The organism is Microbacterium sp. NPDC089320, from assembly GCF_040684875.1.
GTDB lineage: Bacteria > Actinomycetota > Actinomycetes > Actinomycetales > Microbacteriaceae > Microbacterium.
Window position 1 is genome coordinate 481269 of sequence record NZ_JBFBGY010000002.1, and the last position, 13349, is coordinate 494617.

Consider the following 13349-nt stretch of genomic DNA (forward strand, 5'->3'; position numbering starts at 1 on the left):
GCACCGGATGATCAGCGGCGAAGGCCCGCCTCGATCAACTCGGAGATCAGGTCGCCGTAGCTGAGCCCGGATGCCACCCAGCACTTCGGGAACATCGAGATCGGTGTGAATCCGGGCATGGTGTTCAGCTCGTTCACGACCAGTTCGCCCGTCGATGTGAGGAACATGTCGACGCGCGCGAGACCCCGCCCGTCCACCGCCTCGAACGCACGGATCGCCGCGTCCTGGATCGCGGCGACCTCGGAGTCCTCGAGCTCGGCCGGGCACACGACGTCGACGCCGTCGCCGCCGAGATACTTTCCCTCGAAGTCGTAGAAACCGCGGGTCGTGAGCACGATCTCGCCCGGAAGCGAGGCACGGACGCCGTCGGCTCCTTCGAGCACCGCGACCTCGATCTCCCTGCCGACGATTCCCGTCTCGATGAGGACCTTGTCGTCTTCGGCGAAGGCGATCGCGAGCGCGGCATCGAGCTCGCTCGGGCTCTCGACCTTGGAGACGCCGACGCTGGACCCGGCGCGTGCCGGCTTCACGAAGAGCGGGAGCTCGAGCTCGGCCGCAGCCGCGCGGACCGAGTCGGCGCCCTGCTCCCACTCGCGCGCTCGCACGGTGATCCCCGCCGCGACCGAGATGCCGGCAGCACGCAGGGCGATCTTCATGAAGTGCTTGTCCATGCACAGCGCCGAGTCGAGCACACCGCCACCGGCGTATGGCACCTCGAGGGTGTCGAAGTACCCCTGGATGGTTCCGTCTTCGCCGTGAGGGCCATGCAGGATCGGCAGCACGATGTCGACCTCGCCGAGTCCCTCCGTCGTGCCGTCCGGGCGCACCACCCGCAGCGTGCGGTCTCCGCCGGGCTCGGGCCACAGAACGCGGGTGCCGTTGTCGGCGACCTCGGGCAGATGAGCGGCATCCAGCGGGAACTTCGCCGGGTCGTCATCCTCGAGGACGAAGGCGCCCTCGCGGGTGATCCCGACCGGGATCACCGCGTAGCGGTCCCGATCAATCGCGCCCAGCACCCCTCCCGCCGTTGCGGAACTGATCGAATGCTCGCTGGAGCGCCCGCCGAAGAGCACCACCACCGTCTGCTTGTCCATGGTTGGTCCTCTCACCCTGCGGGGTGTCGTCGTCCGTCGTCAGGTGGGGTGCGATGTCACGGGGATTCATCTTGCCGTCGAGCACCATCTTCACCTGCTCGACGATGGGCATGTGCACGTCGGATTCGCGGGCGAGCTGCAGCACGGGCGCCACGGAGGCGAGGCCCTCTGCCGTCTGCTGCATCTGCTTCACGACGTCTTGGAAGCTGTATCCCTGGCCGAGCAGGCGCCCGGCCGTGTTGTTGCGGCTCAGCGGGGACTGACACGTCGCGATGAGGTCCCCCAGGCCCGCAAGCCCCTGCAGGGTCTCGGGGTGAGCGCCGTTGGCCACGGCGAAATCGGTCATCTCGACGAGTCCTCGGGTGATGATCGACGCCTTGGTGTTCTCGCCGTATCCGACGCCGTCGACGATCCCGATCGCCACGGCGATGAGGTTCTTCAGGACTCCCCCGAACTCCGTGCCGATCACGTCGGTGTTCACGAAGGTGCGGAAGTAGCTGTTCCGCGCTGCGCGCGCCACCTCTTCGGCGGTCTCCTGGCTGCGCGAGGAGATCACAGCGGCAGTGGGCTGTTCACGAGCGATCTCGAGCGCCAGGTTGGGACCGGACGCGACCGCGATGCGATCGGGATCACAGCGCAGCTCCTGCTCGATGACCTGGCTCATGCGCAGGCCTGTCGTGCGCTCGACGCCCTTCATCAGGCTGACGATCTTCGCGTCGTTGTCGGCGAGCAGCGGTCGGAGAGCCTTGAGGTTCTCGCGCAACGACTGGCTGGGGACCGACAGGTACACCTGGTCGACATCACGCAACGCGATCGCGAGCTCATGGGTCGCCGACATGGTGCGCGGCAGGTTGATGCCGGGCAGGTAGCGGGAATTGCGCTTGGCCTCGTCGATCTCATGAGCGAGCTCGGCCCGGCGCGCCCACATCGTGACCTGCGACCCGCCGTCGGCGAGGATCTTCCCGAAGGTGGTGCCCCAGCTGCCGGCACCGATCACCGCGACGCGTGGCCCCGCGGGGGCGTTGCGCTTAGGAGTCAAGGCGACCCGTCTCCTTCTGTCCGTGGGCCGACGGGTTCCAGCGCTCGGCGGGAGCCTTCTCGTCGCGCAGATCCTCGAGCAGGGCGGTGATCGCCTGCATCAGTCGGTCGGTGGCCTCATTCAGCGCCGATGCCTCGCCTGCACGGCCGCGGAGGTCGGACAGGTCCACAGGATCCCCGATGATGACATCCACGGGCTTGCGCAGGGGCCAGAGGCTGAGACCCTTCTGGTAGCGCGCCATGATCTTCTGCGTGCCCCAGTGAGCCATCGGAATGAGCGGGATGCCGTCGGTCAGCGCGAGCCGGACCGCTCCGGACTTCCCGCGCATCGGCCACATGTCGGGATCACGAGTCAGCGTGCCCTCCGGATAGACGATCACGCCGCGACCGTGCTCGACGAGCTCGGCCGACTGCGCGAGTGTCTGCTTCGCCGCTGATGCCGACGACGCGCGAGCGACCGGGATCATCCCCGTCGCACGGAGCACCGCACCGAGCACGGGCACCTTGAAGAGACTCTCCTTCGCCATGAAGCGCGGCGCACGGCCGATGCGCCACACCGCGAGTGCGACCACGAGCGGATCGAACTCGGAGTAGTGGTTCGGAGCGAGCACGTACGCGCCCTCACGCGGAAGCTTCTCGCCTCCCGTGATTCGGAGCTTCGCGACGAGCGAGATCAGGGGTACGGCGATCGCCGCGACCGGCCAGAACGCACTGGGTCGCGTGGTCTCCGTCGAGCGAGAACCCACGACGGTCACCGGATGACGTCGAAGTCGGCGCCCACGGCATCGAGCTTGGCGAGGAACTTCTCATACCCGCGGCTGAGGATGTCGACTCCGGACACCCTCGACTCGCCCTCGGCGGTCAGCGCCGCGATGACATGGCTGTATCCACCGCGAAGGTCGGGAACGACGATGTCAGCGGCATGCAGCGGCGTCGGCCCGGTGATGACCGCAGCCTGCTCGAGATCGCGTCGCGGGACGCGGCGCGGTCCATCCTGCAGCCCACGGGGATGCACGACGATGTCCGCGCCCATCTTGACGAGCGCGTCGGTGAAGCCGAGACGGTTCTCGTAGACCGTCTCGTGCACGACCGATCGACCGTTCGCCTGGGTCAGCGCCACCACGAGCGGCTGCTGCCAGTCCGTCATGAAGCCGGGGTGCACATCGGTCTCGACGACGACGGGCTTGAGCTCGCCGTCACGACGGAAGAGGATGCCGTCCTCCTGGATGTCGAACCAGCCGCCGGCCTTGCGGAAGACGTTGAGGAAGGTCAGCATCTCCTGCTGCTTCGCTCCGCCGACGAAGATCTCGCCGTCGGTCGCCAGCGCGGCGGACGCCCAGGAGGCAGCCTCGTTGCGGTCGAAGATCGACCGGTGATCGTAGCCGCGAAGCGTCTCGACGCCCTCGATGAGGATGACGCGGTTCGGCTCGTAGGAGATGATCGCGCCCATCTTCTGCAGCACGGCGATCAGGTCCATGATCTCGGGCTCGATCGCGGCGTTGCGAAGCTCTGTCGTGCCCTCGGCGCGGACGGCGGTCAGCAGCACCTGCTCGGTGGCTCCGACGCTCGGGTACGGCAGGTGGATGTTCGCGCCGTGCAGACGGGAGCCGCCCGTCGAGAGGCGGATGCCGCTGGGCAGCTTCTCGACGATCGCGCCGAACTTGCGGAGCGCGTCCAGGTGGAAGTCGATCGGGCGGTCGCCGATGCGGCAGCCGCCGAGGTCGGGGATGAAGGCCTGACCGAGACGGTGCAGCAGCGGACCGCAGAAGAGGATCGGGATGCGCGAGGCACCGGCGTGGGCATCGATCTCCTCGAAATGCGCCGACTCCACATCGCTGGGGTCGAAGACGAGAGCACCTGGCTCGTCGCCGTCCGAGACCCGCACACCGTGGACCTCGAGCAGGGAACGGACGACCGCGACGTCACTGATGGCCGGTACATCGCGGAGCACACTGACGGTCTCGCCGAGGAGGGAGGCGACCATCGCCTTGGTCGCGAGATTCTTCGCGCCCTTGACGTCGACGCGGCCGCGCAGCGGGCGTCCACCGCGAATGGCGAGGACGTCTCCGGTGAGTGGGGGAACTCCGTCCGGAAGAGCGTCGCGCACAGGTGTCGTCATTCGGAGCCTCACTTCATTCAACGGATTCGGGGCGGGGTCGCCCTCGGCTCCCCCGCCCCGCCGTTCACTGCTGAACGGGAAGGGTCCGGGGCCGCCACGACTCGCGACGGGCCTCGAACTGCGCGATCTTGTCTTCGTTGCGCAGCGTGAGCCCGATGTCATCGAGCCCTTCAAGGAGCCGCCATCTAGTGTAATCGTCGATCCCGAGGTCAGCCTGGATCTCGCCGATCGTCGCGACCCGCGCCTCGAGGTCGACGGTGATCGAGGCCCCGGGATTCCGGTCGATCTCGGCCCAGATCCGCTCGAGGTCCTCTTCGGAGATGGTGGCTGCGAGGAGTCCCTGCTTGCCCGAGTTGCCCCGGAAGATGTCGGCGAATCGCGGGCTCAGGACCACCGCGAAGCCGAAGTCGCGCAACGCCCAGACCGCGTGCTCACGGCTCGATCCGGTGCCGAAATCCGGGCCCGCGACCAGCACCGACGCGCCCTGGAAGACCGGCTGGTTGAGCACGAAATCGGGATCCTGACGCCAGCCGTGGAACAGCGCGTCCTCGAAGCCCGTTTTCGTGACCCGCTTGAGGAACACCGCAGGGATGATCTGGTCCGTGTCGACGTTCGAGCGCTTCAGCGGAGCTGCGATGCCGGTGTGGGTGGTGAACTTCTCCATGATCAGGCCTCCGCCATCTCGAACAGGTCACTGGGGCTCGACAGGGTTCCGCGGATCGCGGTCGCGGCGGCGACGAGCGGCGACACCAGATGCGTGCGGCCGCCCTTGCCCTGCCGGCCCTCGAAGTTGCGGTTGGAGGTCGATGCGCAGCGTTCCCCCGGAGCGAGCTGATCGGGGTTCATCCCGAGGCACATCGAGCACCCCGCGAACCGCCACTCGGCACCGAAGTCCTCGATGACCTGGTCGAGCCCCTCGGCCTCGGCCTCGAGGCGCACCCGAGCAGACCCGGGAACGACCATGACGCGGACACCGTCTGCCTTCTTCTTGCCCTTGACGATCGACGCGAAGGCGCGCAGGTCTTCGATGCGGCTGTTGGTGCACGAGCCCATGAAGACAGCGTCGACCGGAACCTCCTTGAGCGGAGTGCCCGGTGTCAGATCCATGTACTCGAGCGCCCGTTCGGCCGCTGCGCGCTCGTTGGCGTCGGCGATCTCAGCCGGGTCGGGGACGGCTGCCGACAGCGAGCTGCCCTGGCCGGGGTTCGTGCCCCAGGTCACGAACGGCTCGAGCTCGTCGGCGTCGATGAACACCTCTGCGTCGAAGGTCGCGCCCTCATCGGTCGGCAGCGTTCGCCAATACGCGACGGCGTCGTCCCAGTCCTGGCCCTTCGGAGCGTGGGGTCGACCCTTCAGGTACTCGAAGGTCGTCTCGTCGGGCGCGACCATGCCTGCGCGCGCACCGGCCTCGATCGACATGTTGCAGATGGTCATGCGGCCCTCCATCGACAGCGCGCGGATCGCGCTGCCGCGGAATTCCAGGACGTAGCCCTGACCGCCGCCCGTGGTGATCTTCGCGATCACCGCGAGGATGATGTCCTTCGCCGTGACGCCGGGGCGCAGCGTGCCCTCGACGTTGATCGCCATGGTCTTGAACGGCTTCAGAGGCAGGGTCTGCGTCGCCATGACGTGCTCGACCTCGCTCGTGCCGATGCCGAATGCCATGGCCCCGAACGCGCCGTGCGTCGAGGTGTGCGAGTCGCCGCAGACCACCGTGATGCCGGGCATCGTGAGACCGAGCTGCGGGCCCACCACGTGGACGATGCCCTGCTCGGAGTCGCCGAGCGAATGCAGACGCACACCGAATTCGGCGGCGTTGCGGCGCAGCGTCTCGATCTGCGTGCGGCTCGTGAGGTCGGCGATGGGCTTGTCGATGTCCCACGTCGGCGTGTTGTGGTCTTCGGTCGCGATCGTCAGATCGAGGCGACGCAGCGGACGCCCCTCCGATCGCAGACCGTCGAACGCCTGCGGGCTCGTCACCTCGTGCACCAGGTGCAGGTCGATGTAGATGAGGTCCGGCTCACCGTCCTCGCCCTTGACGACGAGATGGTCGTCCCAGACCTTCTCGGCGAGGGTCCTGGGGCGTACGGGAGCGGTGTCTGATGCGGGGGTGTTCATGGCGTTTCTCCTGAAGCTGGCGGTTCGGCCCACGATGGACTCCGCGACGAGGAGGGGCTCAGAACGAGGTCTCGTCGCGGCCGCTAAGAAGGAGCACGATCCGCATGACGTCAGATTACCACCGCTTCAGCACGCCGAGTCTCCGCGTGACACGCTACTGTCACCCGCACCTTCGAGAGGCACCAGCATGACCGACGACAGCACCGGCTTCGCCACGAGAGCGGTTCACGCCGCCCGCCATCAGGGGCCTGCATCGTCGAGGGCCACGCCGATCTACCTGACGGCGGGATTCGAGTTCGACGACTTCGACCACGCCGCCGACCACTTCGGGACCGGTGCGGGATTCGGGTACACGCGCACCGGGAATCCCACCGTGCGCGCTGTCGAGCGGCAGCTCGCCGCGCTCGAATCCGCCGCGGAGGCGGTGCTCGTCGCGAGCGGCCAGGCCGCGGTCGTCACCGCCCTGCTGACGGTCGCCGGAGCGGGCGATCACATCGTCTCGTCGACGCACATCTATGAAGGAACCCGAGGGCTTCTGCTCGACAACCTCGCACGCCTCGGCATCGAGACGACATTCATCGACGACATCGCCGACCCCCAGGCGTGGCGGGACGCGATCCGCCCCACCACCCGGGCACTGTTCGGCGAATCCATCGCGAACGCTCGCAACGACATCCTCGACATCTCGGCCGTGAGCGCCGTCGCCGACGAGTTCGCGATCCCGCTCATCGTCGACAACACCCTCGCGACGCCCTTCCTGCTGCGTCCGATCGAGCACGGTGCCGCCATGGTCGTGCACTCCGCCTCGAAGTTCCTCGCCGGCCACGGGTCGGTGCTCGGCGGTGTGATCCTCGACGACGGTCGTTTCGACGCGGCGAAGGCAGGACACAACGCCCCGCACCTGGTGCTCCCGGGACGCGGCGGGTTCCCGAGCGTGGCGTCGCGCCACGGGGGCAATGCGCGCATCGCGTACGCACGCGAGTCCGTCGCGCCGCGGTTCGGCGCGTCCCCCTCTCCGCTCAACGCGTTCCTGATCGGTCAGGGCGCCGAGACCCTCGGTCTGCGCGTCGAGCGTCAGTCGCGGAATGCGCTCGAGGTGGCTCGCTGGCTCGCCTCCCAGGAGGCGGTCGAGAGTGTCGACTACGTCGGGCTCGACACGCATCCCGACCACGGTCTCGCCGACACGTACCTCTCCAGCGGGTACGGATCGATCTTCACCTTCACGCTCCGCGGGGGCCTCGACGCCGCACGCGACTTCGTCGAGAGTGTGGAGGTCTTCACCCACATGACCCACATCGGCGACGTGCGCTCGCTGGTGCTGCACCCCGCGACCACCAGCCACTCGCATCGGACACCGGCAGAGCGCGACATCCTCGGAGTTCAGCCGGGGACCCTGCGGCTGTCGGTCGGCATCGAGGACGTCGCCGACCTCCTCGCCGACCTTGCCCGAGTGCTGGAACCCGCACGCGAGGCGGTCGCATGACCAGGCCCCAGCACTTCGGGTGGTTCCTGGCCCGGGGCTTCGGTCCGCAGGGGTGGGGCTTCCCCTCGCTGGACTGGGACTACGACTGGACCCGACCCGAGATCTACCAGGAGGCGGCTCGCACGCTCGAGCAGGCCGGATTCGACCTCGTCATCATCGAGGACGCCCCGTCACTCGGCTCGCCCGACACCATCGACCTCCGCGTGCGCCATGCGTTCGGCGGCCCCAAGCACGACCCCCTGCTGCTGGCTCCGTATCTCTTCCAGGCGACTCATCACCTGGGTGTCGTGCCCACCGTGAACCCGGCCGCGTACCTCCCGTACACGGCGGCACGACAGTTCTCCACCCTGCAGCACCTCAGCGGCCACCGCCTCGGGCTCAACGTGGTGACCGACACCGGCAGCGCGCGTCACTTCTCCGCCGCGGAGCAGCTCGGGCACGACGCCGCCTACGACCGGGCTGAGGAATGGCTCGCCGGCATCCGCGCTCTCTGGCGCAGCTGGGACGACGGTGCGCTGATCCGCGATCGCGAGACCGACGTGTTCGCCGACGGGTCGAGACTGCGCGCCGTGCAGCACCGCGGAACGCATTTCGCGTTCGACGGGCCGCTGAACGCCGTGCCGTTCACTGATGGGGAGCCGGCGATCGTGTCCCCCGGCGGCTCCGGTCGGGGCCTCGGATTCGCCGGCGCCAACTCCGACGTGCAGCTCGCCCTCGCGCCGCTGGACGAGGCCTCGGTGCGCGCGTACCGCGCGAAGATCCGCGATGCGGCGACCGCCGCCGGCCGCTCGCCCGACGACATCAAGATCCTGTTCGCGATCCAGCCCGTGATCACCTCCTCCGCTGAGGAGGCCGATCGTATCGTCGCCGCGTCTGCGCATCCCGACGACGTCGCCCTCGTGCAGATCGCGCGCAAGCAGTCCAGCGATCTCGAGACCGATCTCACCGCACTCGACCTCGACCGCCCCCTCGACATCTCGGTCTTCGGCGAGCACGTCTCGCGCGGCAGCATCCAGCGTCTGATCGGCGACCGTGGAGAGGATGCGCCGCTGAGAGCCCATCTCGCGGCCCTCGCTCGAACGGGCCGTATCTCCGATCGCTCGGGATTCGTCGGCACGGCCGAGGAATTCGCCGACCTGATCGAAGAGCTCGGCGACTGGGGCAACGACGGCGTGCTGCTGTGGGGCGACTTCCACCCCGTCACACTGCATCGGACGCTCGACGAACTCGTTCCCGTGCTGCGACGCCGCGGAATCCTGCGCAGGGACTACCTCGACGGAGGCCTTCAGGCGAACCTGCGCGCGTTCTGACCCACCGGCCGACAGGGTCACCAGCCCATGGTGCCCGGTTCCCCCTTGAAGGGGCCGACGACCCTCGACGTGACCCATCCGCCGTAGAACCCGCCCGGCTGCGGCGTGACGATCTCACCTGCGACGGTGCACTCGTCCATGGGCCCCGCGTAGACGGCGACCCGCTCTGCCAAGACCTCGAAGCCGCGAGAAGGGTTCGGGTAGTTCCACGCCGCTCCCCTCGCCACCTGGCTTCCGCCGAGAACGTCAAGGTAGCGCGCAGCGCCCTTGAACTCACAGAACGAGGAGCCCGGCGCATCCGAGAGCGAGCCCGCGATGAAGTCGGCGATCGGCAGGTAGTACACGGGAGGATGGCTGGTCTCGAGGACGCGCACCGCGTTCCGGGTCTCGGCGATGAGCTGACCGCCCAGGCGTATGGTGATTCGCTCGGCGATGTTCTCGACCCTCGGCGGTCGAGGATAGTCCCAGACGGACTCCTGACCGGGCGACGGCACGAGAGGGCGAGGGCGGCGCATCTGTTCACTGTACGTCGCACGGTGTTGACTGGGGGCCATGTCAGAAATACCGATGTTCCCGTTGGGGTCGGTGCTCTTTCCCTACACCCCCCTTCCGCTCCGCGTCTTCGAGCCGCGGTACCTCACGATGATCGGGCAGCTGCTGGAGGAGGACCACCCGCAGTTCGGCGTCGTGCTCATCGAGCGCGGCCATGAGGTCGGCGGCGGCGATCGACGCAGCGGAGTGGGGACGATGGCGCGGCTGGTGAGCGTGGCCGCCGACGCCGAGGTGCTGCACACCATGGCGGTCGGCACGTCGCGCTTCAGCGTCACGCACTGGCTCGAGGACTCTCCCTACCCACGCGCCGAGGTGGCGGAGCTGCGGGAGCTGACATGGAACGACGCCCTCGCTCCCCTGCGCAGGGAGGCCGAGGCGATCGTTCGTCGGGTGCTCGCGCGTACGGACTCGCCCTGGGATGCCGAGACCGAGCTCTCTGACGACCCGCTCGCCGCCTCCTGGCAGCTCGCCGCGATCGCACCGCTGGGCGAATACGACCAGTACACGCTGCTGCAATCGACCACGGTCGGCGCTCTGCTGCGTCAGGTGATCGACCTCACGCTCGAAGCCGAGCTCCTGTGGTCAGCGGAGTGACACGTCCGTCACACTTCACCGGCACCCCTCGCATCGCAGAGAGCGGCGCACTCACTCCACCGTCGGGCCGACCCGCTGCGCTCGCTTCTCGCGCGATGAGGCGATGAGGCTGGCGACGGTCGCCACCGACATCGCGACGACGATGACACCCAGCGACACCATGTTGTCGATGTCGGGAACCCATTCGACGGGCTGCCCGCCGTTGATGAACGGCAGCTCGTTCTCGTGCAGCGCGTGCAGGATCAGCTTGATGCCGATGAAGCCGAGGATCACCGCGATGCCGTAGTGGAGGTAGCGCAGGCGATCGAGCAGGTCGCCGAGCAGGAAGTAGAGCTGGCGCAGACCCATGAGCGCGAAGATGTTCGCGGCGAAGACGAGGAACCCGTTCGTCGTGATCTCGAAGATCGCCGGGATCGAGTCGATCGCGAAGATGAGATCCGTCACGCCGATCGTGATGAAGACGATCACCATGGGCGTCCACATGCGCTTGCCGTCGACCGTCGTCCGCAGCTTCGAGCCGTCGTATGTCTCGCTGATGTCGATGCGGCGGCGGATCAGCCGCACGATGAAGTTCTCCTTCTTCACATCGTCTTCGTGCTCGCCCTCGGGCATCGCCTGCTTGATCGCGGTGTAGATCAGGAATGCGCCGAAGATGTAGAAGATCGGCGAGAAGTGCTCGACGATCGTGACGCCGACGAGGATGAATGCACCACGGAGCACGAGGGCGATGATGATGCCGACCATCAGCGTCTGCTGCTGCAGGCGGCGCGGCACCGCGAACTGCGCCATGATCAGCACGAAGACGAAGAGGTTGTCGATCGAGAGGCTGTATTCCAGCGCCCAGCCCGTGATGAAGTCACCGGCGTTGCGCCATCCTCCGACGTTCCCCAGGAGGACCGCGAACAGCAGTGCGAGTCCGACGTAGAACACGACCCACAGCGTCGACTCCTTCGTCGAGGGGATGTGCGGCCGGAGTCGGATGAGCAGCAGGTCGCCGATCAGGATGATCGTGAGCACGATCATCGAGGTGATCTCGAACCAGACGGGGATTTCCAAGGGCGTACAGCACCTTTCGGGAGGGTCGGAACAACGCCGAAAGTCTCTCCCACGCACAGAGTGCGTCGCACGACCGGAGCAACGACGTCGCTGCTCGTGATGACGGTGGATGCGCTTGCGGGATACTCCCTCTCGCGTCAGCAATGCTAGCGGAGTCGACGACGGCGCGGTCGTCGTCAGACGGATCTGAGACGATGGGACGTCGTCCGACACTTCCTGGGTGAGAGACACCGAACGGAATCGGGATGCCAGTGCAGACGAATGACCAGAGAGTGGCGGCGCAGGCCGCGGCGGGAGACGAGAGCGCCTTCCGCGAGCTGTACCGTGCGTACGTCCGCCCGGTCTACTGGATGGCGCACGGGATCGTCGGCGCCGCGGATGCCGAGGACGTGACGCAGGAGACCTTCGTCACGGCCTGGCGGAAGCTGCCGGGGTTCGAGCTGCAGGGAGACTCCATCCTCCCCTGGCTCGCGACGATCTGCCGCTTCCAGGCCGCGAATCGTCTGCGCCAGCACAGACGCGATCGTGCCCATACGGCGGACGCGGTCGACGAGAGCCTCCCGTCGACGGTCAGCGTGGAGGAACAGGTGATCACGGCCGACCTCGCTGAGCGGATCGCGGCGGAGGTCGGAACCCTGAGTGACCTCGATCGCGCGATCTTCCGGCTCTGCGCGGCAGAGGGTTACGCCTATCAGGCTGCCGCGGAGGAGCTCGGAGTCAGCCACGCCATCGTCCGGAACCGTCTCTCCCGAGTCCGCACCCGACTGCGCGGTGCCGTGAAGGAAGCGAGAGACGCATGAACGAGAAGAACAGCACCGAGCAGCTGCCCGAGCTCACCGATGCCGCGGTCGACCGCATCGAGAGGGCCGTGTTCGACGGCATCGCCGCCGAACGGCCGCGGCAGGCGCCCGCAGAGAAGCAGAGTCGGGCTCGTCGGCGTCGATGGCTCACGGCCACCGGCATCGCCGCCGCGTTCGTCGTCGGGGTCCTCATCACGCCGCCGATCCTCGACGCCGTCGGCGGTTCTGCGACGAGCTCGGCCGACGGCGGAGGTGCCATCGTGACGGAGGAATCGCGCTCGGGCGCTGCCGACCAGAGCGCCCCGTCCGGTCTGGCCGATTCCGCCGAATCGGGCGCAGTCGCCGGAGATGCCGTCGAGGGCGATCGTGAGATCATCGCCACCGCCAACGCGACCGTGGAGGTGAACGACATCGCGGACGCTGCCGCGGCGATCGGAGCACTGGCCGAATCGTACGGCGGCTATGTCGAGAGCACCGAGATCGGCGGAAGTCTCGTGGTCGACGACACCTCCGACCCGGCGGCGGACGGCTCCAGGAGCGGCTGGATCAGCATCCGCGTGCCGTCGGCCGATCTCCCCGCCGTGATCGATGAGCTGGCGGGATCGGGCGAGGTGCTCTCCTCCTCGATCTCGCAGCAGGATGTGACCTCGAGTGCGATCGATCTGCGTGCGAGGGTCGACGCGACCAAGGCATCCGTCCAGCGACTCACCGAGCTGATGTCTCAGACCGGCAGCGTCGCCGAGCTCATCGAGGCGGAGGTCGCGCTCACCGACCGTCAGGCACAGCTCGAGTCCTACGAACAGCAGCTCGCCGCGCTCGAGGATCAGGTCGCGATGTCGAGCCTGTCCGTGCAGCTGACCCGCACCGCGGCCCCGACCTCGGCCGATCCTGCGGGCTTCTCCGATGGACTGGTCGCCGGGTGGAACGGTCTCGTGGTCTCGCTGAACGCACTGGTGATCTCGGTCGGCTTCCTGCTGCCGTGGCTCGCACTCGCAGGGTCGGTCGTGCTGGTCGTGTGGATCATCCGCCGAGCGCGCCGCAACCGTCGCAGTTCCCCCGTCACCGGCAGCGAGGGCTGAGTCCGTCGACGAAGGAGGGGTCCTCGGCGATTGCCAGGACGCCTCCTCTGTTGATTTTTCGCGGTATACAAGAAGTCTTGTGAGAATCGTCGACCGCTTCTAGCGT

Annotated in this window: 13 protein-coding genes; 5 read left to right on the forward strand and 8 right to left on the reverse strand. The window is 67.7% G+C overall.

All coding sequences use genetic code 11. From position 1 onward, the window contains the following. Positions 1 to 11: 11 nt before the first annotated feature. The 6 genes from AB0N61_RS06890 to leuC all read right to left on the reverse strand — a co-directional run bounded on the left by AB0N61_RS06890 (position 12) and on the right by leuC (position 6369). The gene (locus AB0N61_RS06890) at positions 12 to 1094 is read right to left on the reverse strand and encodes a D-alanine--D-alanine ligase family protein (RefSeq protein WP_363362675.1); all 1083 of its coding nucleotides are present in this window, start codon (positions 1092 to 1094) and stop codon (positions 12 to 14) included. Beyond that, positions 1000 to 2133, reverse strand: coding sequence for an NAD(P)H-dependent glycerol-3-phosphate dehydrogenase (locus AB0N61_RS06895; RefSeq protein WP_167944408.1), 1134 nt, complete (start codon positions 2131 to 2133; stop codon positions 1000 to 1002). Before AB0N61_RS06895 ends, AB0N61_RS06890 begins: the two co-directional genes overlap by 95 nt. After that, positions 2123 to 2887 carry a lysophospholipid acyltransferase family protein gene (locus AB0N61_RS06900; protein WP_363362677.1) on the reverse strand — a complete coding sequence of 255 codons (765 nt, stop codon included), beginning with the start codon at positions 2885 to 2887 and terminating at the stop codon, positions 2123 to 2125. The genes AB0N61_RS06895 and AB0N61_RS06900 overlap by 11 nt, the downstream gene beginning before the upstream one ends. Continuing rightward, the gene (gene murA, locus AB0N61_RS06905; protein WP_167944412.1) at positions 2884 to 4251 is read right to left on the reverse strand and encodes a UDP-N-acetylglucosamine 1-carboxyvinyltransferase; all 1368 of its coding nucleotides are present in this window, start codon (positions 4249 to 4251) and stop codon (positions 2884 to 2886) included. Before murA ends, AB0N61_RS06900 begins: the two co-directional genes overlap by 4 nt. A gap of 64 nt (positions 4252 to 4315) precedes the next feature. Next, positions 4316 to 4915, reverse strand: coding sequence for a 3-isopropylmalate dehydratase small subunit (leuD, locus tag AB0N61_RS06910; RefSeq protein WP_167944414.1), 600 nt, complete (start codon positions 4913 to 4915; stop codon positions 4316 to 4318). A gap of 2 nt (positions 4916 to 4917) precedes the next feature. Next, on the reverse strand, positions 4918 to 6369 hold the full coding sequence (leuC, locus tag AB0N61_RS06915; RefSeq protein WP_363362680.1) for a 3-isopropylmalate dehydratase large subunit: 1452 nt from the start codon (positions 6367 to 6369) through the stop codon (positions 4918 to 4920). Positions 6370 to 6556: 187 nt separating this feature from the next. Between leuC and AB0N61_RS06920 the strand changes: the two genes are divergently transcribed. Then, entirely contained in the window at positions 6557 to 7852 is a 1296-nt protein-coding gene (locus AB0N61_RS06920) for a PLP-dependent transferase (protein WP_363362682.1), read from the forward strand. Beyond that, the gene (locus AB0N61_RS06925; protein ID WP_363362684.1) at positions 7849 to 9162 is read left to right on the forward strand and encodes an LLM class flavin-dependent oxidoreductase; all 1314 of its coding nucleotides are present in this window, start codon (positions 7849 to 7851) and stop codon (positions 9160 to 9162) included. Before AB0N61_RS06920 ends, AB0N61_RS06925 begins: the two co-directional genes overlap by 4 nt. A 17-nt stretch (positions 9163 to 9179) precedes the next feature. Here the strand turns inward: AB0N61_RS06925 and AB0N61_RS06930 are convergent, their stop codons facing one another. Continuing rightward, entirely contained in the window at positions 9180 to 9677 is a 498-nt protein-coding gene (locus AB0N61_RS06930; protein ID WP_363362686.1) for a DUF427 domain-containing protein, read from the reverse strand. Positions 9678 to 9714: 37 nt separating this feature from the next. Between AB0N61_RS06930 and AB0N61_RS06935 the strand changes: the two genes are divergently transcribed. Further along, the gene (locus tag AB0N61_RS06935) at positions 9715 to 10308 is read left to right on the forward strand and encodes an LON peptidase substrate-binding domain-containing protein (RefSeq protein ID WP_363362688.1); all 594 of its coding nucleotides are present in this window, start codon (positions 9715 to 9717) and stop codon (positions 10306 to 10308) included. Between the two features lie 51 nt (positions 10309 to 10359). Here AB0N61_RS06935 and AB0N61_RS06940 read toward each other — a convergent pair whose 3' ends face one another. Continuing rightward, the gene (locus AB0N61_RS06940) at positions 10360 to 11364 is read right to left on the reverse strand and encodes a TerC/Alx family metal homeostasis membrane protein (protein ID WP_167944425.1); all 1005 of its coding nucleotides are present in this window, start codon (positions 11362 to 11364) and stop codon (positions 10360 to 10362) included. A gap of 245 nt (positions 11365 to 11609) precedes the next feature. On the opposite strand from AB0N61_RS06940, the gene AB0N61_RS06945 reads away from it, so the two are divergent. Together AB0N61_RS06945 and AB0N61_RS06950 are read left to right on the forward strand one after the other, a co-directional pair. Continuing rightward, the gene (locus tag AB0N61_RS06945; RefSeq protein WP_363362690.1) at positions 11610 to 12164 is read left to right on the forward strand and encodes an RNA polymerase sigma factor; all 555 of its coding nucleotides are present in this window, start codon (positions 11610 to 11612) and stop codon (positions 12162 to 12164) included. Then, entirely contained in the window at positions 12161 to 13243 is a 1083-nt protein-coding gene (locus AB0N61_RS06950) for a DUF4349 domain-containing protein (protein ID WP_363362692.1), read from the forward strand. Before AB0N61_RS06945 ends, AB0N61_RS06950 begins: the two co-directional genes overlap by 4 nt. Positions 13244 to 13349 lie beyond the last annotated feature (106 nt).

Excerpts from the sequence above, each read along its gene's own strand:
- AB0N61_RS06890 (WP_363362675.1), bottom strand. The coding sequence starts at position 1,094 with ATGGACAAGCAGACGGTGGTGGTGCTCTTCGGCGGGCGCTCCAGCGAG.
- murA (WP_167944412.1), bottom strand. The coding sequence starts at position 4,251 with ATGACGACACCTGTGCGCGACGCTCTTCCGGACGGAGTTCCCCCACTC.
- leuD (WP_167944414.1), bottom strand. The coding sequence starts at position 4,915 with ATGGAGAAGTTCACCACCCACACCGGCATCGCAGCTCCGCTGAAGCGC.
- leuC (WP_363362680.1), bottom strand. The coding sequence starts at position 6,369 with ATGAACACCCCCGCATCAGACACCGCTCCCGTACGCCCCAGGACCCTC.
- AB0N61_RS06920 (WP_363362682.1), top strand. The coding sequence starts at position 6,557 with ATGACCGACGACAGCACCGGCTTCGCCACGAGAGCGGTTCACGCCGCC.
- AB0N61_RS06925 (WP_363362684.1), top strand. The coding sequence starts at position 7,849 with ATGACCAGGCCCCAGCACTTCGGGTGGTTCCTGGCCCGGGGCTTCGGT.
- AB0N61_RS06930 (WP_363362686.1), bottom strand. The coding sequence starts at position 9,677 with ATGCGCCGCCCTCGCCCTCTCGTGCCGTCGCCCGGTCAGGAGTCCGTC.
- AB0N61_RS06935 (WP_363362688.1), top strand. The coding sequence starts at position 9,715 with ATGTCAGAAATACCGATGTTCCCGTTGGGGTCGGTGCTCTTTCCCTAC.
- AB0N61_RS06945 (WP_363362690.1), top strand. The coding sequence starts at position 11,610 with ATGCCAGTGCAGACGAATGACCAGAGAGTGGCGGCGCAGGCCGCGGCG.
- AB0N61_RS06950 (WP_363362692.1), top strand. The coding sequence starts at position 12,161 with ATGAACGAGAAGAACAGCACCGAGCAGCTGCCCGAGCTCACCGATGCC.